The 24870-nt window shown below is 68.8% G+C and carries 27 protein-coding genes; 9 read left to right on the top strand and 18 right to left on the bottom strand.

Annotation, left to right across the window (positions count from 1 at the left end; genetic code table 11):
* Positions 1 to 14 precede the first annotated feature (14 nt).
* Positions 15 to 731: a ComF family protein gene (locus tag CAP40_RS08570; protein ID WP_256924086.1), complete on the bottom strand. Its 717-nt coding sequence runs from the start codon at positions 729 to 731 to the stop codon at positions 15 to 17.
* A 72-nt stretch (positions 732 to 803) separates the two neighbouring features.
* On the opposite strand from CAP40_RS08570, the gene CAP40_RS08565 reads away from it, so the two are divergent.
* Complete coding sequence (locus CAP40_RS08565; RefSeq protein ID WP_086128954.1) at positions 804 to 1655, top strand: methyltransferase domain-containing protein; 852 nt, start codon at positions 804 to 806, stop codon at positions 1653 to 1655.
* A 73-nt stretch (positions 1656 to 1728) separates the two neighbouring features.
* Here the strand turns inward: CAP40_RS08565 and CAP40_RS08560 are convergent, their stop codons facing one another.
* Positions 1729 to 3441, bottom strand: a complete 1713-nt coding sequence (locus tag CAP40_RS08560; RefSeq protein ID WP_086128953.1) for a right-handed parallel beta-helix repeat-containing protein — start codon at positions 3439 to 3441, stop codon at positions 1729 to 1731.
* 60 nt (positions 3442 to 3501) lie between these two features.
* Positions 3502 to 3909 (bottom strand): (deoxy)nucleoside triphosphate pyrophosphohydrolase, encoded by a 408-nt coding sequence (locus tag CAP40_RS08555; protein ID WP_086128952.1) that lies wholly within the window; start codon positions 3907 to 3909, stop codon positions 3502 to 3504.
* A 61-nt stretch (positions 3910 to 3970) separates the two neighbouring features.
* Between CAP40_RS08555 and CAP40_RS08550 the strand changes: the two genes are divergently transcribed.
* From CAP40_RS08550 to CAP40_RS20415, 3 genes are all read left to right on the top strand, one after another.
* Positions 3971 to 4159, top strand: a complete 189-nt coding sequence (locus CAP40_RS08550; RefSeq protein ID WP_086128951.1) for a Flp family type IVb pilin — start codon at positions 3971 to 3973, stop codon at positions 4157 to 4159.
* Between the two features lie 131 nt (positions 4160 to 4290).
* Complete coding sequence (locus tag CAP40_RS08545) at positions 4291 to 4458, top strand: Flp family type IVb pilin (protein WP_086128950.1); 168 nt, start codon at positions 4291 to 4293, stop codon at positions 4456 to 4458.
* Between the two features lie 250 nt (positions 4459 to 4708).
* Positions 4709 to 4861 (top strand): hypothetical protein, encoded by a 153-nt coding sequence (locus tag CAP40_RS20415; protein ID WP_179187993.1) that lies wholly within the window; start codon positions 4709 to 4711, stop codon positions 4859 to 4861.
* Positions 4862 to 4863: 2 nt separating this feature from the next.
* Here CAP40_RS20415 and CAP40_RS08540 read toward each other — a convergent pair whose 3' ends face one another.
* The 4 genes from CAP40_RS08540 to CAP40_RS20410 form a co-directional block, all read right to left on the bottom strand.
* Positions 4864 to 5811 (bottom strand): acetyl-CoA carboxylase carboxyltransferase subunit alpha, encoded by a 948-nt coding sequence (locus CAP40_RS08540; RefSeq protein WP_086128949.1) that lies wholly within the window; start codon positions 5809 to 5811, stop codon positions 4864 to 4866.
* Positions 5812 to 5923: 112 nt separating this feature from the next.
* Complete coding sequence (locus CAP40_RS08535; protein WP_256924085.1) at positions 5924 to 6829, bottom strand: tyrosine-type recombinase/integrase; 906 nt, start codon at positions 6827 to 6829, stop codon at positions 5924 to 5926.
* Positions 6826 to 8643, bottom strand: coding sequence for a hypothetical protein (locus CAP40_RS08530; protein WP_256924084.1), 1818 nt, complete (start codon positions 8641 to 8643; stop codon positions 6826 to 6828). Before CAP40_RS08530 ends, CAP40_RS08535 begins: the two co-directional genes overlap by 4 nt.
* Positions 8624 to 8761, bottom strand: coding sequence for a hypothetical protein (locus CAP40_RS20410; protein ID WP_167298226.1), 138 nt, complete (start codon positions 8759 to 8761; stop codon positions 8624 to 8626). Before CAP40_RS20410 ends, CAP40_RS08530 begins: the two co-directional genes overlap by 20 nt.
* 75 nt (positions 8762 to 8836) lie before the next feature.
* Here CAP40_RS20410 and CAP40_RS08525 point away from each other — a divergent pair, with 75 nt between their 5' ends.
* Both CAP40_RS08525 and aroB read left to right on the top strand, forming a co-directional pair.
* The gene (locus CAP40_RS08525; protein ID WP_086128948.1) at positions 8837 to 9376 is read left to right on the top strand and encodes a shikimate kinase; all 540 of its coding nucleotides are present in this window, start codon (positions 8837 to 8839) and stop codon (positions 9374 to 9376) included.
* Positions 9373 to 10461, top strand: a complete 1089-nt coding sequence (gene aroB, locus CAP40_RS08520) for a 3-dehydroquinate synthase (RefSeq protein WP_086128947.1) — start codon at positions 9373 to 9375, stop codon at positions 10459 to 10461. Before CAP40_RS08525 ends, aroB begins: the two co-directional genes overlap by 4 nt.
* On the opposite strand, the gene CAP40_RS08515 is transcribed toward aroB, so the two are convergent.
* Entirely contained in the window at positions 10458 to 12392 is a 1935-nt protein-coding gene (locus CAP40_RS08515; protein ID WP_086128946.1) for a TonB-dependent siderophore receptor, read from the bottom strand. The genes aroB and CAP40_RS08515 overlap by 4 nt on opposite strands.
* Before the next feature lie 133 nt (positions 12393 to 12525).
* On the opposite strand from CAP40_RS08515, the gene CAP40_RS08510 reads away from it, so the two are divergent.
* The 3 genes from CAP40_RS08510 (at position 12526) to CAP40_RS08500 (ending at position 17438) form a co-directional block, all read left to right on the top strand.
* A complete protein-coding gene (locus CAP40_RS08510) occupies positions 12526 to 13374 on the top strand; it encodes a LytTR family DNA-binding domain-containing protein (RefSeq protein WP_086128945.1) in 849 nt (282 codons plus the stop codon).
* A 151-nt stretch (positions 13375 to 13525) separates the two neighbouring features.
* A complete protein-coding gene (locus CAP40_RS08505) occupies positions 13526 to 15493 on the top strand; it encodes a PAS domain-containing sensor histidine kinase (RefSeq protein WP_256924081.1) in 1968 nt (655 codons plus the stop codon).
* Between the two features lie 70 nt (positions 15494 to 15563).
* Entirely contained in the window at positions 15564 to 17438 is a 1875-nt protein-coding gene (locus tag CAP40_RS08500) for a M1 family metallopeptidase (protein ID WP_086128943.1), read from the top strand.
* Between the two features lie 33 nt (positions 17439 to 17471).
* Here CAP40_RS08500 and CAP40_RS08495 read toward each other — a convergent pair whose 3' ends face one another.
* The 10 genes from CAP40_RS08495 to radA form a co-directional block, all read right to left on the bottom strand.
* Positions 17472 to 18134 (bottom strand): methyltransferase, encoded by a 663-nt coding sequence (locus tag CAP40_RS08495; protein ID WP_179187991.1) that lies wholly within the window; start codon positions 18132 to 18134, stop codon positions 17472 to 17474.
* A complete protein-coding gene (locus tag CAP40_RS08490; RefSeq protein WP_086128942.1) occupies positions 18092 to 18430 on the bottom strand; it encodes a DUF423 domain-containing protein in 339 nt (112 codons plus the stop codon). Before CAP40_RS08490 ends, CAP40_RS08495 begins: the two co-directional genes overlap by 43 nt.
* Positions 18427 to 18804 carry a diacylglycerol kinase gene (locus tag CAP40_RS08485; RefSeq protein ID WP_086128941.1) on the bottom strand — a complete coding sequence of 126 codons (378 nt, stop codon included), beginning with the start codon at positions 18802 to 18804 and terminating at the stop codon, positions 18427 to 18429. The genes CAP40_RS08490 and CAP40_RS08485 overlap by 4 nt, the downstream gene beginning before the upstream one ends.
* Entirely contained in the window at positions 18801 to 20585 is a 1785-nt protein-coding gene (locus tag CAP40_RS08480; RefSeq protein ID WP_086128940.1) for a monovalent cation:proton antiporter-2 (CPA2) family protein, read from the bottom strand. Before CAP40_RS08480 ends, CAP40_RS08485 begins: the two co-directional genes overlap by 4 nt.
* Positions 20585 to 21010, bottom strand: coding sequence for an iron-sulfur cluster assembly scaffold protein (locus CAP40_RS08475; RefSeq protein WP_086128939.1), 426 nt, complete (start codon positions 21008 to 21010; stop codon positions 20585 to 20587). Before CAP40_RS08475 ends, CAP40_RS08480 begins: the two co-directional genes overlap by 1 nt.
* Positions 21011 to 21074: 64 nt before the next feature.
* On the bottom strand, positions 21075 to 21551 hold the full coding sequence (locus tag CAP40_RS08470) for a hypothetical protein (protein ID WP_086128938.1): 477 nt from the start codon (positions 21549 to 21551) through the stop codon (positions 21075 to 21077).
* On the bottom strand, positions 21548 to 22108 hold the full coding sequence (locus tag CAP40_RS08465; protein ID WP_086128937.1) for a CvpA family protein: 561 nt from the start codon (positions 22106 to 22108) through the stop codon (positions 21548 to 21550). Before CAP40_RS08465 ends, CAP40_RS08470 begins: the two co-directional genes overlap by 4 nt.
* 62 nt (positions 22109 to 22170) lie before the next feature.
* Entirely contained in the window at positions 22171 to 22734 is a 564-nt protein-coding gene (locus tag CAP40_RS08460) for a lipocalin family protein (RefSeq protein WP_086128936.1), read from the bottom strand.
* A 41-nt stretch (positions 22735 to 22775) separates the two neighbouring features.
* Positions 22776 to 23327: a hypothetical protein gene (locus tag CAP40_RS08455; RefSeq protein ID WP_256924080.1), complete on the bottom strand. Its 552-nt coding sequence runs from the start codon at positions 23325 to 23327 to the stop codon at positions 22776 to 22778.
* An 86-nt stretch (positions 23328 to 23413) separates the two neighbouring features.
* Positions 23414 to 24784, bottom strand: a complete 1371-nt coding sequence (radA, locus tag CAP40_RS08450) for a DNA repair protein RadA (RefSeq protein ID WP_086128935.1) — start codon at positions 24782 to 24784, stop codon at positions 23414 to 23416.
* Positions 24785 to 24870: the final 86 nt, after the last annotated feature.

Here is a 24870-nt window from a genome sequence, read left to right as displayed (position 1 = left end):
GTGCCGGGCGCTTGTCAATCCGCGCCCTCTCCTTCTGCCAGAACGCGCGCCCAGCACAGAAGGATCACCCGCGCCGCGCCGCCGCGCTTGAGCGCCCGAACACAGGCACCGGCGGTGGCGCCGCTGGTATGGACATCGTCGACCAGCATCACCGTCCTGCCGGCAAGGCGCGCGCGGGCATCCGGCGCGAGCGCGAAGGCACCGGCGACCGCTCTTGCACGGGCCGGCGCACCGAGACCGCGCAGCACCGGCGTGGCCTTTACCCGGCGCAGCAGATCGGGCGCGAACGGCACGCCATGCGCCCGGGAGAGGGAGGCTGCGATCAGCCCGGCCTGGTTGTAGCCGCGCGACCAGAGCCGCCAGCGATGGAGCGGCACCGGGACCAGCAGTTCGGCCTCAGCCGGCATCAGCCGGGCCATGGCGCGCGCCATGGTGGCGGCGCAGGCGAGCCGTCCCGAATATTTGAGCTTGAGCGCGATCGCCCGCGCCACCTCGCCATAGGCGACTGCGGCGCGCACGCCGTCATGCGGCGGCGGATCGGCGATGCAGGCGGCGCAGCACGCGCCTTCGCCCCGGTCGTGATCGAAGGGGGCGTGGCAGGCGGCGCACCAGGGCGGGCCGAGGAAGCGGAGGCTGGCCCAGCAGGCGGCGCAGAAGCGATGGTCCGCCGGCGTGATCGTGCCGCAGCCCGGGCAACGCGGCGGCAACGCGAGATCCGCGATGTGGCGCATGGGAGCGCAATAGTCGCGGAACCGGGCCATGCCTGCCTTGTCCCCGGCGGCGCGGCGGCGCACAAGCGCGCCATGCCCCATAATGGACCCAGCGATTCCTCCGAGATTTTCGACCGCGCCCTGCGCCGCAAGCGCCGGGACCGCGCCGCCCGCCACTATGAGGGGTTCGTGCGCGAGCACATGCTCGAGGGGATCCAGGACCGGCTGGCGGCGGTGACGCGCGCGTTCGGCGACGTGCTCGACCTGGGCAGCTTCGGCGGCGGCTTCGAACTGCCGGGCGCCCGCGTCACCCGGATCGATGCCGGTGCGCGTTTCGCCACGATGGCGGGCGGCATCCAGGCCGATGAGGACCGCCACCCCTTTCCCGAGGCGAGCTTCGATCTGGTCGTGAGCGTGGGCGTGCTCGATCAGATCAACGACGTGCCGGGTGCGCTCGCCCTGGCGCGCCGGGCGCTCCGGCCCGATGGGCTGTTCCTCGGCGCGTTCCTGGGTGCGGGCACGCTGGCGACTCTGCGCGGCGCCTTTCTCAAGGCCGAAGCGGAGCGGCCGGCCGCGCGCTTCCACCCGCAGATCGACGTGCGCGCCGCCGGCGACCTGCTCACCCGCGCCGGCTTCGCGCTGCCGGTCGCCGATGTCGAGACGCTGACGGTGCGCTATGGCAGCATGTTCTCGCTGCTCCGCGACTTGCGCGGCATGGCGGCGACCAACCTGTTGCCCGGCACCCCGCCCCTCACCCGCAATACGCTGGCCGGGGCCGCCCAGGCCTTTGCGGAGCGCGCCGATCCGGACGGCAGAACGGCGGAGCGCTTCGAGATCGTCTATCTGACCGGCTGGGCACCGGACGAATCACAACCCAAGCCGGCACGACGCGGCAGCGCGACGACGAGCCTGGCCGAGGCCTTGCGGGTGAAGCAGCAGGGCTGAGAGGGAGAACCATCTCGGCAGGGGAGGTAAGTCCGGCGCCGTCGGGCGCCGGACACAGTCCTTCAGACGCGCATCATCGCACCGACGCCTGCCAGCCGATGTTCAGCGTTCGGTTCGCTGCCACAGCCGCCAAAGCGTCGATCGAGAAGGAGAATCCGGTAGCGGTGACGTTGTACACGCTCACCGATACGGGCCGCTCGCCATCGGCAAGCGCATTTCCGTTCTGCAGACCGGCGATAACGACCGGCGCGTTCTCGAAGCGCAAGGGGAAAACCACGGTCCCGACGGCATTTCGGGCCGCACTTGCGATCGCTGCGCTTGCAGTCCCGACCTGCATCGACGGGAAATAGATATCGACACCGTAGATCGATCGATGCTCGATCCGGTTGCCTGTATTCTCCAGCAAAGCACCGGTAACGGACGAAGGATAGCTGTAGAGACCGAAAGCCTGAGTCTTCGTCCCCTGAATATCGTCGCAGATATTACCCTGAACCACATTATCCAGGCAATATTCCGCGAGCGCTATCCCGCCCCGATTGGAAATCGTCACCCCAGCTTGATTGTTGGCTATCGCGATATTGCCGCTGATCACGCCGGCCTGCTGCCGCACGAACATGAACCCATTCAACTGGCAGCCATCCGCCATGTTCCCGATGAAGCTGTTGTTGCGAGAAACGGCCTGGGGATAGGGTTGCACGCTCGTCAGATCGTCAAGAAAGCCATAGCCGCAGTCCTTGAAGAGGCAGCCGAGCACTTGGTTTCCGCTGGGCGCTGCCATGCCAGCGTGACGAAAGCGCATGCCAGCATTCGAGCAATGGATCGCCACGCAGCCCTTGAATCGGTGGCCCGTGCTCGGATTCACCGCGAAACCACTGCCCGAGGATTCAGCGCGGCTAGCGGCACCGATCGCGAAGCAATCCGTGAATTCGCAATAATTGGCGTTTACGTAGAAACCGTCATCGCTCCAGCGTGAAGCACGGCAATTCTCATAAGTGCCATAGTCGGTAGCGACGTAATAGCTGGTGAAGCAATTGTCAGAGATCGTGTCGCGCACCGTCGAACGATCGGTTGCCATCGTAATACCGCGCGGAGCGCCCGAATTCCCCGCCGCGTTCCACGACCGCGCGTTATAGGTAACGCAGCGCGCGATGAGATTGTTGTAATCTGCAACACCCGCCACCGTGCCGGCCATTACGATTCCCGTGGCGGTATCGGAAACCAGACAATCCTCGACCGAAGAGTTCCAGATGTTTATCAAGGAAATGCCGTTCTTCGCATAGTGACTCGCGCCATCCGCGATCGGCGTGGAATAGATGCCCCGCACCGTCATTCCGGCAACGCGCACATTTTCATATTCGCCGCCGCTCAGCGTCGTGACGATTCCGCCGGCCCCGACCATATCGTCCCAAGCAGCAACGGTTCCAATCTGGGTTATCGTCGTCTTGCGCATGCCCTTCCCGATCAGAGCCACCTTCGATTGAAGAAGGATCGGGGACCCTACCGCGTAATTCCGTGCATCGAGTGCCACCACGCCGCCGCCGGCCGCATTCGCCGCCGCAATGGCCGCATTGATCGCGGATGCATCGTCGGTGACCCCGTCACCCTGCGCGCCAAACTGCTCGGGCCGGATAGTGAAGCGCAACTCCTGCTGCACCTGGGTCGGGACGGCAGACAAGCCATCCTGCTCAAAACCGATTTGCGCAGCACCATTCGATGCAGCCAATTCCTCTACTGTGACATACGCCATATGTTTCTCCTGTCCCGACACGATCCGCCAAAGGAACATTTGGAGAACATATAGAATCCTACAATTCAACAGGGCCTATCCAGCCCCTGCCGCCAATCCTCAGCCCCTCCCCACCAGCGCTTCCACCAGCGGCACGTCGGCCGGCGGCATCGCCATTCCCCGCATCTCCGCCGGCGTCACCCAGCGCAGCGCGGTCGCGTGGTGGGCTGCGGGTTCGCCCTCCCATGCCCGCAGCGTGTAGAGCAGCAACAGCAGGTGCCGCCCTCCCAATGGCTCGCTGGCAAAGGCAAGCGGCGTCAGGCCGGATGGGTCGAGCGAAATCCCCAGTTCCTCGTGGAGCTCGCGCGCCAGCGCCGCTTCGGGGCGCTCGCCGGGCTCGATCTTGCCGCCCGGAAACTCCCAGAGTCCGGCCATCGGCTTGCCCGGCGGGCGCTGCTGGAGGAGCACGCGGCCGCGATCATCGATCAGGGCGGCTGCCACGACGAGCAACATATCAGAAGCAACCATCAGCTTTTCGTTAAGCCTCTTCGGCTAGATTGTTGCCATCATTGGAGAAGAAGCGCCCACAATGCGAGCCCTTGTACGAGCGATCCGCGATGTGATGCACGACCGCCGCGCAGCGACCGCAGTGGAATATGGCTTCATCCTCGCGCTCATCGTAATCGCAATGATGGCCAGCCTGATGAGCGTTGCCAACACCACCACGGACATGTGGAGCAACGTCAGCAACAAGGTGCAGGCGGCCACGCAATCCTGATCTTGGTTACGGCATCGTAACACTCGGTCTTAGCCGTTTCTTTACTTCCCCTCCGTAGTTTCAAGCTGCCGAACCGGAGTCTCCGGTGAGGCCGGGTGAATGAAGCAATCCTTGAACACTGGAGACCGGTTATGCAGAAGATTCGCAACTTCCTGAAGAATTCGAAGGGTGCGACCGCCATCGAGTACGGCCTGATCGCCGCTCTGATCGCCGTCGCCGCGATTGCCGCCATGCAGGGCCTCGGCAACTCGCTGAAGTCGACCTTCACCAACGTTTCGGCGAGCATGAAGGTCTCGTAAGCCTTCTGCCGAAGCGAACGAAAACGGGCGGCGGGACCTTGGTTCCGCCGCCCTTTTCTTGTGCGCGCGGCGTCGCGCGAGCGCACCATTCCTGCCGGAAGAGCCTCGTATAAGCTCGGGCGCGCGTTCGCGCTTGCGAACCCTGACGGGTTCGAGGCGGCGACCTTCGAGCATACCCTGGTAGTTTTCCTGAACCCCGGCGAACGGGCCGCTTCACCCGGCGTACAGCCGACTCTCCTATAAGGAAGGAATGAAGCAGCTTTCCTCCAAAAAGGCGGTGACGCGGATCGAGCTGGCGGTGGTCGCGTTCCTGGCGCTCTGCGCGGTGCTCGCGGTCGTCCAGGGCCTGGGCATGATCGGCGCGAGCATGGCCGCCGCCGAGCACATCGCCCCGGTCCGCTAGCGTCAGATCCGGCCCATCGCCAGGAACTTGGCACGGCGGGCCTGGCGCAGGCTCTCGGGCGACATGCCGTCGAGCTTCTTCAGCGATTCCTCGATCGCATCCCCCAGGGCATGGATGGCCACACCGGGCTCGCGGTGCGCACCGCCCAGCGGCTCGCCGACGATCCGATCGATCACCTTCAGTTCCTTCAGATGCTGCGCGGTGACCTTCATCGCCTCCGCCGCCTCCGCCGCCTTGTCGGCGGTGCGCCACAGGATCGAGGCGCAGCCTTCGGGCGAGATCACCGAATAGACCGCATGCTCCATCATCAGCACGGTGTTGCCCGCGGCGAGCGCGATCGCCCCGCCCGAGCCGCCCTCGCCGAGGATCGACGCGACCAGCGGCACGCCCAGATTGAGGCACGCCTCGGTCGAGCGTGCGATCGCCTCGGCCTGGCCGCGCTCCTCCGCCTGCACGCCCGGGAAGGCGCCCGAAGTGTCGACCAGGGTGATCACCGGCAGATGGAACTTGTCGGCAAGCGCCATCAGGCGGATGGCCTTGCGATAGCCCTCCGGCTTGCCCATGCCGAAATTATGCTTGAGGCGGCTGGCGGTGTCGTCGCCCTTCTCATGGCCGATCACCATCACGCGGCGCCCGCGAAAGCGGCCCAGGCCGCCCTGGATCGCATTGTCGTCGGCAAAGGCGCGGTCGCCTCCCAGCGGCATGAACTCCTCGATCAGGCCGGCGACATAATGCTTGAAGTGCGGGCGCTCGGGGTGGCGGGCGACCTGCGTCTTCTGCCACGGCGTGAGCCTGGCATAGGTGTCCTTGAGGAGCTTCTCGGCCTTGGCCTGGAGCGGAGCGATCTCCGCATCGATGTCGACGGCGCCGCCCTCCGCGGTCTGGCGCAGTTCGTCGATGCGGGTCTGAAGCTCGGCGATCGGCTTCTCGAAGTCGAGGAAAGTGGTCATCGCTGCGCGGGCTAACCTTGGCACGGAGCTACGTCAACGAGCGGCTGCGTTCGGCGATCCCGTTGTGAGGCGCCACACCTCCTCCATGGCCCGGCACAGCGGCAGTTGGCGGCTAGTCGCGCTTGCCCAGCGCTTCGCCCAGGGGATGGCGCTGGTTGACCAGGTCGACCAGCCGGCGGCTGTCGACATGGGTGTAGATCTCGGTCGTCGCGATATCGGCATGGCCCAGCATCGCCTGCAGCGCGCGCAGGTCCGCCCCGCCCTCCAGCAGATGGGTGGCGAAGGCATGGCGCAGGACGTGGGGGCTGACGCGGTCGGGCGGAATGCCCGCCTCCCCGGCCAGCGCACGAACGAGCTGGTAGAGCCGGACGCGCGAGAGATGGCCCTTGCCCGAAGGAAAAAGAAAGGGCCGGTCGGCCGCGACATGCGCGCGCCAGGCGGCAACGGCGGCGCGGGCGCGGTCCGAGATCGGCACCAGTCGCTCGCGCCCGCCCTTGCCCTTGAGGATCAGATAGGGCCGGTCGGGCGCCACGGCGTTGCGCGGCAGGGACACCAGCTCGGTGGCGCGCAGGCCGGAGCCATAGAGCAGCTCGATCAGCGCCTGGAGCCGCAGGTCGTTGGGATCGGGCGGCACGCGGGCGATGCGATCGGCGATCGCGGCGAACATCCGGTCGATGTCCTCGATGCTGAGCAGCTTGGGCAAGGCCCGGGCGGTGCCGGGGCGCGGCAGCGCGGCCGAGGGATCGTCCTTGCGAAGCCCCTCATCGGCAAGAAAGGCATAGAAACGGCGCAGCGCCGCCGATTTGCGGGCAACGGTGGCGCGCGCGAGCGGCTGCCACTCGGCGCCGAGCCGCTCCAGCTCGGGCCGTTCTGCGCCGCCGAGCCCGCCACCGAGGAACTCCGAGGCGAGGCGCAGATCGGTGCCATAAGCGGCAATTGTGTTGGCAGCGGCGCCCAGCTCCGCCTGCATCATCTCGAGGAAGCGCTCGATCAGCGCCCGGTCTTCGGACGCGCTCAAGCCGACCGCGTGACCGCCTCCACGGCGATCATCCGCGCATAGCTGGTCATTCCCGCGGCGCGCATCGCCGCGACGATGTGGAACAGCGCCTCGGGAGTCACATTGTCCCAGACGCGCGACTGCATGCCGACCGCGGCGAGCAGCGCGACCATCGCCGAATCGCCGCGCCGGCCAGCGGCGTCGATCGCACGGGTCCAGTCGTTCTGCGCGCCGATCTGCACTTCGAGCGCCTGGGCGCCGCGGCGCGCGTCGCTGCTCTCGAAACGGCCAAGGCCGGCGAGCCCGGCAAAGGCCAGCTGCGCGCGGCGCTGGCCGGCGGCATCCTTGAACGCATCGAAATCGCCATAGGCGACCGGCCCCTGCGCCCCCGGATCGCCAAGCGCGAGCAGGCCCCAGGCGATGCTGCCGCGCGGCACCACCTGGCGCCACTCCATCGCCTTCGATTCATAGCCGGCGGAAAGCATCGAGGCGATCAGCTTCTCGGGCTCCTCCACCTTGGCATCGGCCGGAATCCAGGAGGCGGCGCGCGCGGTGAGGATCAGCCGGGCATATTGGGTGCGCGGCGTGCTCGCCTCGGCCCAGAGCGTGCGGATCGCCTTGATCCGGTCCCCCACGTCGCCGTCGGTATAGGCGGTGCGCAAGTCGCGGGCGACGCCGCCCTCGGTGGTGTTCGCATCGTCGCCCTCCGCGATCTCGCTGTAGAGATCGACGAGGCCGGCGCTGGAGAACACGCCGGCGGTGGCGGCCAGCTCGGCGGCGGCGGCGCGCTGGCGCGGCGAAAGCTGTGGGGCGAGCGCCTGCCAGTAGCGGACCTGCGGGCCGGCGGTGCCGTAGAGCGAAGCGGGGACTTCCTGGCCGGTCGCGGTGGCCAGGCCCCAGCGCCAGGCGGTCAGCCGCGTGATGCCGCCCCATTCGAGCGTTACCGCGCGGCGCCCCTGCGCGCCGGTGCCGAGCACCTTCTCGGCCAGAAGATTGTCGATATCGCTGGCCGGCGTGCCGCCGCGCGCCTGGTCGAGCAACTGGCCCGCCTCGTTGGGCTTGCCGGCGAGCCCGGCGCACATCGCCCGGGCGAGCGCCCAGCCGCGCTGCTGGATATATTGGTTGCCGCGCTCGGCGATCGGGCAGATGCCGCCCGGATCGGCGGTGGCGAGCGAAACCTGCATCGCCACCTGGAGCATCCGCGTCGTGTAATTGTCGCCATCGACGTCGTTCACCACGGCGCGCGCGGCATTGGCCTCGCCCATGCGCAGCAGCAGCCAGGCGCGTTCGGCGGCGAAATCGGCGCCGTTGATGTGCCGCGGCGTGTCGAGCGGGGACATCAGCGCGCGGCGGAGCGCGATCGACGCCCAGCGCGAGGCCACCGGCGCGCGCAGGCGCTGCATCAGCACCGCAAGCGTGCGGCCATCGGCATTGCCGAAGCCCTTGGCGGGGAACGGCGTGTTGCCCGCCGCGAGCACGCCGACGCGGTTCAGCGAATGTTTCGCGAAGTCGGGCAGCTCGTAGCGCGAGAGATCGACCGGACCGGTGGCCGCCAGGTCCTCGACCGCGCTGGTGTTGGAGAGCGTGGTGTCGCCACCGGGCGCAGGCACGCTCGGGATCGGCGCGGCGCCGGACGCGCCGGGAGCCGTCGCGGCGGGCGCCGTCGCGGCCGGCGCGGGTGCGGGACGCGGCGCCGGCGTGGGCGCCGGCTCGTCGAAGCCAGGCGGCAGCAGCGATTCGGGCTTGTCCTGCTGCCCCAGCGCGGGCACCGCCGCGCCGGCCAGCAGCAACGCCCCGAAGGCGATGTGGCGGCGCTTAATTCGCGAGATTGTCAAGCGGGACCACCTTCTCCATGCGCACCGGCTCCTTCTTCGTCTCGCGGCCCGCGAGAAAGAAGAGGCCGCCGACCAGGACGACGAGAATGACGATCAGCGCAACGATCAAGCGGGACATGAAAACGGGTCCGGAAATTGTGACTTCGCGGGCCTTTTGCCCGAGACCCGCCCTCGCTGTATAGCCCTTCCGAACATGTTACAAACGCAGGCAGCGAATACCGCGTGGACGGGCAAGGCCATCGTCCTGATCGGCCTCATGGGTGCGGGCAAGACCACGGTCGGCCGGCGTCTGGCGCAACGCATGCGCCTGCCCTTCGTCGACGCCGACCATGAGATCGAGGCGGCCGCGGGCATGACCGTGGCCGACATCTTCGAGCGTTTCGGCGAAGCGCATTTCCGCGACGGGGAGCGGCGGGTGATCGCCCGGCTGGTCGATGGCGCCCCCAAGATCATCGCCACGGGCGGCGGCGCGTTCATGAACGAAAGCACGCGCGCGCTGATCCTGGAGCATGCGATCGCGGTGTGGCTCGATGCCGAACCGGCGGTGCTGGCCGACCGGGTCCGCCGCCGCGACACCCGCCCCCTGCTGCGCGGACGCGACCCCGAGGCGGTGCTCACCGAACTCGCCGCGATCCGCAATCCCTATTACGCGCTTGCGCCGATCCGGGTGCCCAGCATAGCAGCGCCGCACGACACCACCGTCGACGCGATCCTGAAGGCCCTGCACCTGTGACTATCGTCCCCGTCGCGCTCGGCGACCGCAGCTATGACGTCCGCATCGAAGCGGGGCTCCTCGGTCGCGCGGGCGAAGCGCTCGCTCCGTTCGACAGGGGTCGACGCCGCGTCGTCGTGACCGACCGGAACCTCCTGCCGCATCTCGCCACGCTGCAAGCGAGCCTGGGATCAAGCGAAGCGATCGTCCTGCCGCCCGGCGAGGGCACCAAGAGCTGGGGACAGCTGGAGGCGCTGCTCGACCGGCTGCTCGAGCTGGGGGTGGAGCGCGGCGACCATGTGATCGCGCTCGGCGGCGGGGTGATCGGCGACCTGGTCGGTTTCGCCACTTCGGTGCTCAAGCGCGGCTGCGGCTTCGTCCAGATCCCCACCACCCTGCTCGCCCAGGTCGACAGCTCGGTGGGCGGCAAGACCGCGATCAACACGCGCGCCGGCAAGAACCTGGTCGGCACCTTCCACCAGCCGGCCATGGTGCTGATCGACCCGCAGGTGCTCGACACGCTGCCGGCCCGCGACTTGCGCGCCGGCTATGCCGAAGTGGTGAAATACGGGCTGATCGACGATTTCGCCTTTTTCGAATGGTGCGAGGCCAACGCCGCCGCGCTGCTCGCGGGCGATCCGGCCGCGCGCGAACATGCCATCGCCCATTCGGTGGCGGCCAAGGCGCGGATCGTCGCGGCCGACGAGCGCGAGACCAGCGGCATGCGCGCGCTGCTCAACCTCGGCCACACCTTCGGCCATGCGCTGGAGGCCGAGGCCGGCTTTTCCGACCGGCTGCTGCACGGCGAGGGCGTGGCGGCGGGCATGGCGCTCGCCTTCGGCTTCTCCGCCACCAAGGGCATCTGCCCCGGCCAGGATGCCGAAAGGGTTGCCGCGCACCTGGCCGCGGTCGGCCTGCCGGATGGGCTGAAGGCGGCGGGGATCACCGCCTCCGGTGCGCGGCTCGTGGAGCACATGCTCCACGACAAGAAGATGAGCGCCGGCACCCTGCCCTTCCTGCTCGCGCGCGGGATCGGGCGGACGTACCTCGACAAGGATGTCGACCTTGCCGAAGTGGCGGCGTTCCTGGACGCGCAGGAGCGCTAAAGCTCGCTCGTCAGCGTCAGGGTCAGCGTGCGCGGGGCGATCGGCGTGATCAGCCCCGAACTGGCCGGATTCCAGGCGAAGCGATCGGTCAGGTTGGTCACGCGCGCGCGCAGCGTCATCGGATGGCCGCCGATCGCGAAGGCCTGGCGGAGCCCCAGGTTGAACAGCGCATAGCCGGGCAGCGCGACGCCGTTCTCGCGATCGGCATAGCGCGCGCCGCGAATGTTCACGCCGCCATCCACCGTCAGCCCCTCCACGCCGGGCACGCGCCAGGTGAGGTTGGCAAGCGCGGTCACGCGCGGGCGGCCGATCGGGCGGACGCCGATCACGCCGCGATCCACCAGCTCGCCGTCGATCCTGGCATCGAGCCAGGTCGCACCCAGCACCGCATTCAGCCGCGACGTGAGCGGCCCGGCCAGCGACAGCTCCACGCCGCGATGGCGCACCGTGCCGACGAAATCGAACGCGCCCGTGGCATCGATCCCCGGCGTCGGCTTGGACAGGTCGAACAGGCCGGCGATCAGCGTCGGCCCGCCGGCAAAGCCATATTTCAGCCCCAGCTCGGCCTGGCGCGAGATGGCGGCGGGCAGGACCGCGCCGCGATTGCTGGCATTGGCGGGCGCGACGCCGGCTTCCTCCAGCCCGCGCGCATAGCTGGCAAAGCCGGTGAGCCGCGAAGTGATCCCCACCGACAGCGCCCCGCCATAGAGCCAGGGCCGCGTCGTCTGCTCGGTCACCGCGCCGTCGAGTGCCCGGACGCGCTTGGCATATTCGACCCGCTGCGCGTCCAGGCGCAGCTCCGCCAGCGTGCCGATCGACAGTCGATAGCCAAGGCCGCCGGTCCATTGCCCGACATCGTCGCGCTTGCGGACCGTGCCGAGCGCGACCGCGGGCCGGGCGATACGCGGCCGATCGTTCACATCGGCATAGGTGCCGAGCGCAAAGGGCACGCCGGGATCGCTTTCCACCATCGAATCGCGCCGGCGGGCCATGGCGATGATGCGGTGGGTGAGATTTCCCGTGGCGAACTGCTTGGCCGCAGTGACTTCGGCAGAGATCGAGTGGCGCGTCTCGGCGCCGAACAGCAGCCCGCTCGCCACCGCCTCGCGGCCATTGCCTGTGAAGCGCAGCACGCTGTAGGCGCTGTGGTCATAGGGTAGCCCATTGTAGAACAGCGAAGCGCCGAACCGCCAACCCTTGCCCGCATCCACATCGGCAAAGGCGCCGATCAGGTCGGATTCGTTGCGCGCGCCCATCCAGCTCTGGGTGCGGTTGGTCCAGCGCTTCACTTCGCGCGGCGCGCCGGCCGGATTGGAATAATAGGTATCGCCTTCGCGGGGGAACCAGTTGTGGCTCCACACGCCGGTGATCCGCACGCCCGGCGCCGGCGACCAGCGCGGGACAAGGCCGATCGCAGTGAAGTCGCCGGTCGTGCCGTCGGTATATTGCTGGGCGGGCGTGAGCTGGAGGGCGCCCGCGATCGACCAGCGCCCATCGGCCGTACCCGCCGCGCCGCGCAGCATCGCCACCGGCCCCGAGCCGCCCCACCAGCCCGTCTCGATCGAGGCGCGCACGCCGGGCGCGGCCCCGGGCATCGTATATTGCACCACCCCCGAAGGAGCGGCGAAATCGGTCCGCAGGCCGTTGGCGCCGACACGGATCGCGGTGCCGCCGTTCAGCGGCTGGAGCATGCCGGCCACGCGGACATAATAATGATCCTCGATCCGATAGTTGCCGGCGGCCTGCAGGTCGAACCCGCGCACCTCGCTCTCCGAATAGAGCCCCACTTCCTCGATCCCGATCCGTCGGCCGAACGCATCGTCGGCGGCGCTGACCACATCGCCGCTCGCCGGCGGCTGCGGTGCCCGCACGGTCTGCGCATGAGCGGCGGGCGCCGCCAGAAGCGGCAGGCAGAATATCGAATGACGCATGACACGAACCCTCTTCCCAACCCGGCCGGATTGGCCGGCGCGGCGGCAGCGCGGGGAGCGGGCTGGGACGAATGGATCGCGGGCGTGACGAACGGCAGTTCGCGCGCGCGCGTTCGCGAGCTATCGTGCGTGCATGGAAGTGGCGGCGCGCGAGTCGATCTGGAACATCAGGATCCCGTTGAGCGCGGCGACGGCGTTCGCGCTGTTCGCCTTCCTGCTCGGCTATGGGATTGGCGGGCTGGAAGCGAATACGGGAAGCTTCGCCGCGGAGCATCCGGACGAGGCGCGGCTGGCGCGGCTGCTCGTCTGGGGCGCCATGCTCACCATCGCCTGGGCAAGCCGCAAGCCGATGGAAGAGATATTGCAGGCGCCGAAGCGATCGCCCCTGCTGCTCGGCGCATTCGCGTTCGTGCCGGTGATGCTCACCGAGTTCGCGGCATCGCGCTTCGCGATCGCCATTTCTCCCTATCAGCTTTGCGGCCCCCACGGACCGCCGCCGGTGCCGGTCGACAATTTCCTGCCCCGCGCGATCGCGCTGGGTTCGACTGCATGGCTGTCGCTGATGGCCTGGCGACGCCATCTCGCCAACCGGCAAGACCCCTATGAGGCGGATGCACCCTTCGCCGAGCCGCCGCTAGCGTCGCCCGCCCAGCCGAGTGCCGAACAATGGCTCAGCCTGCCCGAGGCGCCCTTCCTGCGCGTGCGTGCCTGCGACGTGGCGCAGATCCGTTCGGCGGGGAACTACAGCGAGATCCTGGCCCATGGCCGCGTGCACCTGGTCCGCGCGCCGCTTTCCGAACTGGCCGGGCGCTTCGCGGCGTTCGGCTTCATCCGCGTGCATCGCCAGATCGTGGTGAACCAGCACCACGTCTCGCAAATCTATCGCGAGGCGAGCGGCCGGCTCGCCGTACAGCTCAGCTGCGGCGCCATCGTCCCGCTCGGCCGCAGCTATCGCACTGCCCTCGCCGCTTTCGCGCAGTGAATCATCCCCAGCTTTTCGGGAGCCGAATGGCGCCTGCCGCGTTGACTTGACGGCGGACGGCGATTTCGTCCGCGCAACGAAACAGACACTCTCCGGGGGACGGATGGCCACCGCGATCTCTCCAGCCACCTCGCTAGCAGCCTTTGGAGAATTGGGCCGACTGACGGCCGCGATCGGCGACGAATCGCCACTGGGCCCCGCTGCCGGCTGGTCGAACGCGCTCCTCGCCTCGCTTCGCATGATGCTGCCCGCCCGCGCCGAGATCGTGATGTTCTGGGGCCCCGAATTCTGCGCACTCTACAACGAGGCCTATGCGCCGACGATCGGCGACAAGCACCCGTGCGCGCTCGGCCAGTCGGCGCTGATATGGTGGGGCGAGCTCTGGGACGATCTCGGCCCGCTGCTCCAGGGCGTGCGCGACACCGGCGAGACCTTCTGGGCCAAGGACCGCCCCTTCTATATCGAGCGCGACCAGGGGCGCGGCGAGACCACCTATTTCGACATCAGCTATTCGCCCGTGTTCGACGACGACGGCACGGTGGGCGGCGTGCTGTGCATCGTCAGCGAGACGACGGCCCGCGTGCTCGCCGAGCGCGAGGCGATCGCCGATCGCAACCGACTATGGACGCTGGCGCGCGATCCGTTCCTGATCGCGGACAGCCATGGCGTGTGGCGCAACGTCAGCCCCGCCTGGACCGAGATCCTCGGCTGGAATGCCGAAGAACTGGTAGGCCGTACCTCGGAATGGATGGAGCATCCCGACGACCGCAAGCGCACCCGCGCGGAGCTGACCGGGCTGCAGCAGGGCGCGCCCACCCTGCGCTTCGAGAACCGCTTCCGCGGCAAGGACGGCGACTATCACTGGTTCAGCTGGACGGCGGTGCCCGAAGGCGACCTGCTCTATTGCGTGGCGCGCGACATCACCGCCGAGCGCCAGGCGGCGGAGGCTCTCGCCGCGGCCGAGGCGGCGCTGCGCCAGTCCCAGAAGATGGAGACGGTGGGCCAGCTGACCGGCGGCGTCGCGCACGACTTCAACAACCTGCTCCAGATCGTCACCGGCAATCTCGACATTCTCCAGCGCAACCTGCCGCCCGATCAGCCCCGGCTGGCCCGCGCGGCCGGCGCAGCGATGAACGGGGCGCAGCGCGCGGCGGTGCTCACCCAGCGCCTGCTGGCATTCTCGCGCCGCCAGCCGCTCGCGCCGAAACGGGTCGATCCGAACCGGCTGATCGCCGGCATGTCCGACCTGCTCCATCGCAGCCTGGGCGAGATGATCGAAGTGGAGATCGTGCAGGCCGCGCGCGTCTGGCCGGCGGAAGTGGACGCGAACCAGCTGGAGAATGCGCTGCTCAACCTGGCCGTCAACGCGCGCGACGCGATGCCGCAGGGCGGCAAGCTGACCATCGAGACTGCCAATACCCATCTCGACAGCCATTATGCCGCGATCGACGCCGAAGTGGCACCCGGCCAATATGTGCTGATCTGCGTGTCCGACACCGGCACCGGCATGGATGCGGAAACGCTCGCCCATGCCTTCGAGCCCTTCTTCACCACCAAAGAAGTGGGACGCGGCACGGGCCTGGGCCTGTCGATGGTCTATGGCTTCATCAAGCAGTCGGGCGGGCATGTCCGCATCTATTCGGAGCGGGGGAGCGGCACGACCGTGAAGATCTACCTGCCCCGCTTCCACGGCACGGCCCGAGGCGCGGCGGCCCATGCTCCGGTGCTTCCCGCGCCGCAGGGCAATGTCGACGAGACGATCCTGGTATGCGAGGACGACGAGAATGTCCGCGCCTATACGGTCGAGGTGCTGCGCGAACTGGGCTACCGTGTGATCGAGGCGGGGGACGGCCCCGCCGCGCTCGCCGCGCTCGATGCCGAGCGGGAAGCGATCGACCTGCTGTTCACCGATGTCGTGCTGCCCGGCGGCATGACCGGCGCGGTGCTCGCCACCGAGGCGCATGCGAAGCGGCCCGATCTCAAGATCCTCTTCACGACCGGCTATGCCCGCAACGCGATCGTCCATCATGGCCGGCTCGACCCCGGCGTGCAGCTGCTGCCCAAGCCCTTCACCTATACCGACCTGGCGGCGAAGGTGCGCGACATGCTCGACCAGTGACTTCCCGCCGGGAAGAGAGAGAAGCAGCGCATCGGTTGCCGTTCGCCTTCGATCCGCCTAGCACATCGGCATGCGCATCCTCCCCGCTCTCGCCGCCGCGATCGTGATCGCCGCGCCCGCCGCCGCCCAGACCGGCAAGCCCGCCCCGATCCTGACCACGCCCGAGGCGAAGGACGCGTGGACCCATGCCGTGCCCGAAGTGGCGCGAGTGACGCACGTCGATCTGAACCTCGACGTCGACTTCGCCGGCAAGACGCTGTCCGGCGTCGCGACGCTCGACGTGCTCGCCGCTACCGGCGCGAAGGAGATCGTGCTGGACGTCGATGATCTCGACGTGATCTCGGTCACTTGCCCCAAGGGCAAGCCGCTCCCCTTCACCATCGGCCCGCGCGACAAGGAGCTGGGCTCGGCGCTCACCGTGCAGCTCGAGGGCAACAAGCAGATCCTGATCCGCTACAAGACACGGCCGGGCGCATCGGCGCTCCAGTGGCTCGCCCCGGAGCTCACCGCCGGGAAGCGCAAGCCCTATCTGTTCAGCCAGGGCCAGCCGATCAACAACCGCAGCTGGATCCCCACCCAGGACAGCCCCGGCATCCGCCAGACCTGGTCGGCGACGCTCACCGTGCCCGCCGGCTTCGTCGCGGTGATGAGCGGCGACCGGCTCGACGGCGAGAAGGGCCAGGCCGCGCCGGACGGCAAGCGCAGGTTCCGCTTCCGGATGGACAAGCCGGTGCCGCCCTATCTCGTGGCGATGGCCGTGGGCGACCTCGCCTTCAAGGCGACCGGCAAGCGCTCGGGCGTGTGGACCGAGCCTTCGATGCTCGATGCCGCGGCGTACGAGGTCGGCGATGTCGAGAAGATGATCGACGCGGCGCAGGCGCTCTACGGCCCCTATCGCTGGGGCCGCTACGACATGCTCGTGCTGCCGCCCAGCTTCCCCTATGGCGGCATGGAGAACCCCACCCTCACCTTCCTGACGCCGACGATCATCACCGGCGACCGCTCGAATACCGACGTCGTCGCGCACGAACTGGCGCATAGCTGGTCGGGCAACCTCGTCACCAACGCGACCTGGTCGGACAGCTGGCTCAACGAGGGCTTCACCACCTATTTCGAGAACCGGATCATGGAGGCGGTCTATGGCAAGGAGCGCGCCGCCATGTACGCCGATCTCGACTGGGACGGGCTGCAGCGCGACATCAAGGATGCCGGCGGCAGCGACGCCGCCACCACCCGCCTCCATGGCGATCCGGGGGCGACCTTCGGCCAGCTCGACTATTTCAAGGGCTCGACCTTCCTGCGCACGATCGAAGCGGCGGTGGGCCGGGCGAAATGGGACGCCTATCTGCGCGCCTATTTCGATCGCCATGCCTTCCAGCCACAGACCACCGCCGGCTTCCTGGCGGACCTGCGCGCCAATCTGATCAAGGGCGACAAGGCGCTCGAGGCGAAGCTGGAGCTCGATCGCTGGGCCTATCGGCCGGGACTCCCCGACAATGCCGTGCACGTGACGTCGGCAACGCTTGCCGCCGTGGACGCGAAGCTCGCGGCGTTCAACGCCGGCGGCCCGGCGAGCGCGGTGCAGCCGGCCGGCTGGGCGACCCAGCAATGGCTGCGCTTCCTGAACGGCATCCCGCGCCAGCAGACGCCGGCCCGCCTCGCCGAGCTCGACGGGGCGCTCGGCCTGTCCGCCTCGAACAACGCCTATGTCCGGTCGGCCTGGGCCGAACTGGCGATCGCCAACCGCTACGAGCCGGCGCTCCCGGGGATCGAGGAATTCGTGAAGCGTGTCGGCCGCGGCCTGCTGATCTACCCGATCTACAAGGACCTGATGGCCCAGGGCGACTGGGGCAAGCCGATCGCGCTTCGCTTCTACGAGGGCGCCAAGGCGGGCTATCATCCGAACGCGGCCGCCGGCGTGGCGAAGATCGTCGGGGAGGAATAGCTATCATTCCCCTCCCTTCCAGGGAGGAGAGTTTCAACCGAACGCGAACACCTCCGTTGCTCGCATCACGCCGCTATCCGTCTCCGCAAACGAATACTCCGCCAGCACCCGCAACCGCTCCAGCGGCAGCGGCGCGCGGCGGGGATCGCCCACCAGCACCTCCACCCCGGCCGCGTGGCAGCGCGCGAGGAAAGGCCCAACCCGCGCCGCCGGCTCCGGATCGTAGAACACGTCGCCGGCCAGGATCAGGTCCACCTCGGGCGCGGGCCCATCGGTCAGGTCGGCGTGCACCGCCTCGACCATGACGCCGTTCGCCGCCGCATTCAGCGCCGCGGCCGCCAGCGCATAGGGGTCGATATCCACCGCCAGCACCCTTGCCGCCCCGGCCTTCGCCGCGGCGATCGCCACCAGTCCCGAGCCGCAGCCCAGATCGAGCACCCGCCGCCCGGCCACGACCTCCGGCCGGTCGAGCACGAACCGCGCCAGCGCCAGTCCGCCCAGCCAGTAATAGGCCCAATAGGGCGAGCCGAAGTCCCGGTCCGCCGCCGCCAGCCGGCCGAGCCCGCTGGCGGGCACCGCCTTGTGCAGCGCGATCTCGGCAATGCCCGGCACCGGCAGCACGGGCAGCCGTGCCCGGATGAAGTCGCTCGGGTTCAGGCGGGCCGCCTCCACGCGCCCACCGCCAGGCAGAGCCATCCCGCGATCAGCGCCGCGCCGCCCAGCGGCGTCACTGCGCCCAGCCAGCGCGGGCCGCCCAGCGCCATCAGGTAGAGCGTCCCTGCGAACCCCGCGCCGCCGATCACGAACAGCCATGGCGAGATCCGCTCGCCCATCCGCACCGCGACCAGCGCCGCCACTGCATGGACCAGCTGGTAATGGCCGCCGGTCTTGAGCCATTCCGCCGCCTCGCCGCTCGCGCCGTGCGCGCCGAACGCCCCCGCCGCTACCGCCACCGCGCCCGAAAGCGCCGCCAGCACCGTCACGATCCTCACAGCCCGATCTCCTCCAGGAAATGCGGCCCGCTCGCCGCCACCATCGCCGCCGCCACGGCGAGTGCCGCGATGCTCATCACCAGCACCGCGCCCGCCAGCATGTCCTTCGCGGCCTTGATCGACGGATGGATGCCGGGATGCAGCAGGTCGATCACCGCTTCCATCGCCGAATTCACCAGCTCCAATGCCAGCACGATCGCGCAGCAGACCGCGACCAGCCCCCACCAGATGGGCGCCGGCCTGAGCAGGAGCAGCGCGACCAGGGCCAACGCCGCGAGGCGGGCCTGGCTGCGAAAGCTCGCCTCGCGCGCCCAGCCGGCGCGGATGCCGGCCAGCGCGAACCCCATCCGCGCGCGGAAGGGCCGCCCCTTCATCCCGAGGACTCGAGATCGATCTCGATCGCGGCCGCCCTGCTCGCATGGGTGACCATGCCGTCGCTTCCGGCCCGCAGGTCGCCGGTCTCGCGCTGCACGTCCAGCCGGGCGCTGTCGCGGCGGCGATACTCCGCTTCGGTCCTGTCGATCTCCATCTGGTCGACGCCCACGGCCTGCATCGCCTGGCGTGCCATCATCACCGCGCTTTCGAGCAACTCGCGCACCACGCCGCCCACCGGCGCGCCCTTCATCTTGATCACGCTGCGCCGGTCATAGGCGCGCACGAACACCGTCGCCTTGGGAAAGGCATGATGGACCGCTTCGAGGAACTCGGTGTCGATCTTGTCGCCATCGTTGCAGAACAGCACCAGTTCCGCTTCGGCCGCGCCCGCCTGGCGCAACATGTCGATGCGCAGGCCGTCGCCATAATAGACTTTCATGCCGAAATCATTCGCGGTCTGGATCATCTCCACATCGGTGTCGATGATGGTGACGGGGATGTCCTGCGAGAGCAGCATCTGCGCCACCGTCTGGCCGAAGCGGCCATAGCCCACCACCACGGCATTGGCGCCCTCGTGCTGCGGTCCCTCGACGCCTTCCGCGCTCGGCGCGGGCTCGGTCCGCAACCGCTTGGTCGCCATCATCAGGAACGGCGTGGTCGCCATCGACAGGGTTACGATCGCGCCGAAGATGCTCGCGGCCTGCCCCTCGATCAGCATCGCCGACTGGGCCTGGGCGAACAGCACGAAGCCGAACTCGCCACCCTGGCTGAGCAGCACGCCCAGCGCGAAGGCCTGGCGCCGCGGCATGCCGAACACCATGCCCAGCCCCATGATGATCGCGGCCTTGGCGGCGATCAGCGCCAGCGCCATGCCGACGACGAAGAACGGCCGCTCGGCGATCGCGTGGAGGTTCAGCGTCATGCCCACGGCGAGGAAGAACAGCCCGAGCAGGATCGAGCGGAACGGCTCGACATCCGCCTCCAGCTCGTGGCGATAGGGCGAATCGGCCAGCATCACGCCGGCGATGAAAGCGCCCAGCGCCGCGGAAAGCCCCAGCGCCTCCATGATCGCCGCGGCCGCGATCACCGTGAACAGCCCGGCAAAGATGAACATCTCGCGCTCGCCGAGATTGCCGATCAGCCGGAACAGCGGTCGCAGCAGATAACGGCCGGCCAGGATCAGGCCGATGATCGCCAGCACCGTATAGACGCCGAGCAGCCAGCCGGGCGTGCTGCTCTGATGCTGTGGATTGCGCGAGAGCGCGGCGACGATGGTGATCAGGGGAACGATCGAGAGGTCCTGGAACAACAGGATCGCGAAGGCGCGCTCGCCGAGCGGAGTGCGCAGGCGCCCCGCCGATTGCAGCATCGGCAGCACCTGCGCGGTCGACGACAGCGCCAGCGGCAGGCCGAGCGCGAGCGCCGCGCCGATCGAACTGCCGGTCGCCAGCCACACCATGCCCGCGATCACCAGGCCGCAGATCGCCACCTGGAGCAGGCCGAGCCCGAAGATGTCGCGCCGCATCCGCCACAATCGCGAGGGGCTGAGCTCCAGGCCGACGAGGAAGAGCAGTAGCGCGATGCCCAGTTCGGCGATGCCCATCTTGCTCTCGGCATCGCCGACCAGCCCGAGCACCTGCGGCCCGACGATCGCACCCGCGACCAGATAGCCGAGCGTGGCGCCGAGCCCGAAGCGGCGGAACACCAGCACGAAGACCAGCGCGAAACCGAGCAACGGCACATATTCGCCGAGCAGCGAAGCCTCGTTGGCGTGCTCCATCAGCCGCGCGCCCGCCGCGCGGCCTCGGCCGCCGCCTCGAAAGCGAGCCGGATCGCGGGATGGCGCCCGCGATGCTCGAGCGCCGGCGCGAACAGGTCGAGCCCGGGCCAGTCGGGCGGTGTGGCACGTGTGCCGGACAGCCAGGCGGCAAGATCGTCGCGCGCGGCTTCGAGCTCCTCCGGCGAACTGCCGACGGCATGCGCCTCCATCAGCGCCGCCGATGCCTGGCCGAGCGCGCAGGCGCGCACCACCATGCCGATCGCGGCGATCCGGCCGTCCTCGTCCAGGTTCACGTCGACGGTGACGCGGCTCCCGCAGACCGGGGAGCGTTTCTCGCAAGACGCCATCGCGTCTTCCAGGCGCGCCTCGAACGGCACGGAGGCCGCCAGGCGCAATATCTCGGTGTTGTAGAGCGGCGCGTTCATCTCGTCCCGACTTAGGGGAGAGGCGCGCGAAGTGCGACCCCCTGGTGAACGGAATTCGCCCGGTTCACATGTCGAATTCGAAGAACCAGACCGTGGCCAGCCCCTTCTCCACCCGCAGCGCCAGCGCTCCACCCCGCGGCGCCTGCGTCTCGATCCTCGCGCCCTCGGCATCGGCGGGCAGATGTGCCGGCCACCACGGCATGGGCCGCGACGGGGGGCCGCTTGCGCTCCCTTCGAATGGATCGCGTCCGGGTCGCAACGTTCCGCCACCCAGCACCGTGGCGGCAAATCGCCGGGCTTCCGCCTCGGGCAGTTCGAAACGCATCCAGTGCCGGCAATCCACGCCGCATTGCTCGTAATAATAAAGGTGCCGGGCTTCCGCCGGAAGCGCGCCGGGGCCGATGAAGCGGATCCGCGCGCGATCCGCATCGGCCACTTCGTCGGTCGGCGAGGCCTTGATGCACGCCCGGCAGAAATCGAGCGGCGAGTCGCAGCCCCCGAGCGACAGCAGCGCCAGCGCCGCGGCCGCCCGGCGGCTCATTGCGCGTTGCCGGCGGCTCCGGTGCCGTTGCCGGCCTCGTCCCCGAACACCGGCTCGCCCTTGCGGCGGCGATCGACGAAATCGGCGATGCTGGCGCTGGTGGCGTTGAGCAGCGGATAGGTGGTCGATTTGGTGATCCATTGCGGCCGGTTGGCCGGGCCGCCGCTCACCGTGTCGAACAGCAGCACGACCAGCAGGAAGCCGATGCTGACCAGGATCAGGCCCTTGAGCGCGCCGAAACCAAGGCCCAGGGCGCGGTCGATCGGGCCGAGGAAGCTCTCGCGGGTACGCGATCCGATCGCGCGGGCGAGCAGCCGCCCGCCGAAATAGGTGACGCCGGTCAGGATCACGAAAGCGAGCACTGCCCCGCCCTGCTCGGTGCCGACCACTCCGGCCAGCGCCGCGGCGAGCGGCGTGTGGAACAGCTTGAGCGCCAGCACGATCAGCAGCCAGGCGACCAGCGCCAGCACTTCGGTGACGAAGCCGCGCAGGAAGCCCAGCACGGCGGCGCCGCCGATCGCGAGCAGCACGATGATGTCGAGCCCGGTCAAAGTCATTGGAACACGTCCCTCCCGGGGACGGCCTATAGCGGAGGATGGATGGAAAACGGGAGAGGAAATCAGCCCTGCCGCGTGATCCGCAGCGCCCAGCGGTCATAGCCGAGTTCCTCGACCCGCTTCATGATCGCCTGCGCCAGCGCCGAGGAGGGCACCGCCTCGCGGCACAGCACCCATAGATAGCGCCCGCTCGGCTCGCCGACGATCGACCAGGTATATTCCTCGTCATGGTCGAGGATCCAATAGTCGCCGGTGTAGAGCGGGCCGAAGAACGAGACCTTGAGCTTGGCGTTGGTCGCCTCGTCGGCGACGACGGCCTTGCCCTCGGAGACGCTGCGATCGCCGTCCGGCCAGCCTTGCGTGCCGCTGTTGGTCACGCTGATCTTGCCGTCCTCGAGCAGCGCATATTCGGCGGTCACCGCGTCCAGGCCCTTCTCGAAGCGGTTCTCGTGCCGTGCCAGTTCGTACCATTTGCCGAGATAGCGCGCGAGATCGACCGGCCTGGCCGGCTCGGGCACCTTCCTGTTGATCACCGGCGGGCGGGTGGCCCGCGAATAGAGGAAGAGGCCGCCGATCGCGGCGACCGCGACTCCCGAGGCTATGGAAATGGCGGTGCTTCGCTTCATTCCGTCAATGTGGGGCGTAAGTCGCGGAAAGGATAGCCCTCTCAATGATAGGGCGTGCAGCTCCGTTCCCGGTTGTTCCACAGCGGAAGGATCCGCGCCCGGCGCTTGCCGTAATAGCTGAGGTCCATCGACACGCGCACCGGCACGCCCTTGCGCGTGTAGATGTCCTGGTCGCCCCACCGTTCGTTGCCGGTCTCGCAATGCATCCAGCCCCGCCGCTGCAGGGCCTCGACCAGCTTGTAGATCTCCTCCTGGCTCCCGTTCGCCCACAGGGTCAGGTGATCGAAGCCGCCGCGCCCGTCGCTGCCGATCAGGTCGAGGGCCGCCTCATAGGGGCCTTCGCCGGCCACCATCAGCCCGCCGCGGCGGCAGCGTGCGCGGAACGCGTCGATCTTGACACATTCGATGAAGCCGGCACGCCGCGCATCCGCCGCGCTGCCGCTCACCGGCAATCCTTCGAAGGCGAGCGATGGCGGCGGGGTACGGGCGGGCTCGGCGCCTGCCCACAGGATCGCCCCCATCAGCGCCACGGCGCAGGATGTCGGCACCAGCATCCCGGGGCGCGCCCATTCGCCGGCCAATTCTCGCAACATCGATCGCCCCGCCAATCTGTTCGCGACACGATGTTCCATAGCCTCGCAAGCGATTGCAACCCCTTGGCAATCAACGACGTAGCACCTCAGCGCCCCAGCAGATGATCGACGAACTGGCCGAGCGACTTGAACCCCGCCAGTTGCAGCCCCCCCTTGTCCTTCGCCTGCACGGCGGGGGCGAGCGCGCGGCCGAAGCCCAGCTTCGCCGCCTCGCGGCAGCGCAGCGCGCCATGTGCCACGGGGCGCACTTCGCCCGACAGCGCGATCTCGCCGAACACCACTGCGTCCGCCGGGATCGGCCGTTCGGCCAGCGCCGAGACGAGCGCCGCCGCCACCGCCAGGTCCGCCGCCGGATCCTGCACCCGGTAGCCGCCGGCGATGTTGAGATAGACTTCGCAGGTCGAGAAGCTGAGCCCGCACCGCGCCTCCAGCACCGCGAGGATCATCGCCAGCCGGCCGCTGTCCCAGCCGACCACCGCGCGCCGCGGCGTTGCCCCGCTCGCCAGCCGCACGGTGAGCGCCTGCACTTCGATCAGCACCGGCCGGGTGCCCTCCAGCGCAGGGAACACCACCGTGCCCGTCACATTCTCGTCGCGCGACGTGAGGAACAGGGACGAAGGGTTGGAGACCTCCTCCAGCCCCTCGGTCTGCATCGCGAACACGCCGATCTCGTCGGTGCCGCCGAAGCGGTTCTTCACCGCGCGCAGGATACGGTACTGGTGGCTGCGCTCGCCCTCGAACGCCAGCACCGTGTCGACCATGTGCTCGAGCACGCGCGGGCCGGCGATGCTGCCATCCTTGGTGACGTGGCCGACCAGCACCAGCGCGGTGCCGCGCTCCTTGGCGAAGCGGATCAGCTCGCCCGACGCGGCACGCACCTGGCTCACCGTGCCCGGGGCGCCTTCGATCAGGTCCGAATGCATCGTCTGGATCGAATCGATGATCAGCAGCGCGGGCGGCGCGCCCTCGCCCAGCGTGGTCAGGATATCGCGCACCGACGTCGCCGCGGCCAGCATCACCGGCGCCTTGCCCAGGCCCAGCCGCCGCGCACGCAGCCGCACCTGGTCCGCCGCCTCCTCGCCCGAGACATAGGCGACCGGCAGCCCGCGCGAGGCGATCTTCGCCGCCGCCTGGAGCAGCAGGGTCGACTTGCCGATGCCGGGATCGCCGCCGATCAGCGTGGCCGAGCCCTCGACGAAGCCGCCGCCCAGCGCGCGGTCGAACTCGGCGATGCCGGTCGAGGTGCGCTCGGGCAGCGCGATATCGGTGTTGAGCCCGGTCAGCTGGATCGCCCGCCCGCCGGACTGGAGGTTGTGGCGCGCCTGGAACGGCGTCACCACCGCCCCGGCATCCTCCACCATCTGGTTCCACTCGCCGCAATCGCCGCACTGCCCCGCCCATTGCGAGGAGACCGAGCCGCAGGCCTGGCAGACATAACGCTTCTTGAGTTTCGCCATGCGCCCGAGACTAGCGAGAGAACAAGATAGGAACAAGCCTGGAAACGCCCGTTCGCCTGGGGACAGGGGCCGGGATCGGGCCCCTG

Source organism: Sphingomonas sp. IBVSS2, assembly GCF_002127225.1.
Taxonomy (GTDB): domain Bacteria; phylum Pseudomonadota; class Alphaproteobacteria; order Sphingomonadales; family Sphingomonadaceae; genus Sphingomonas.
Note: the sequence above shows the minus strand (reverse complement) of the source record. Positions and strands in the feature narration are given on the sequence as shown.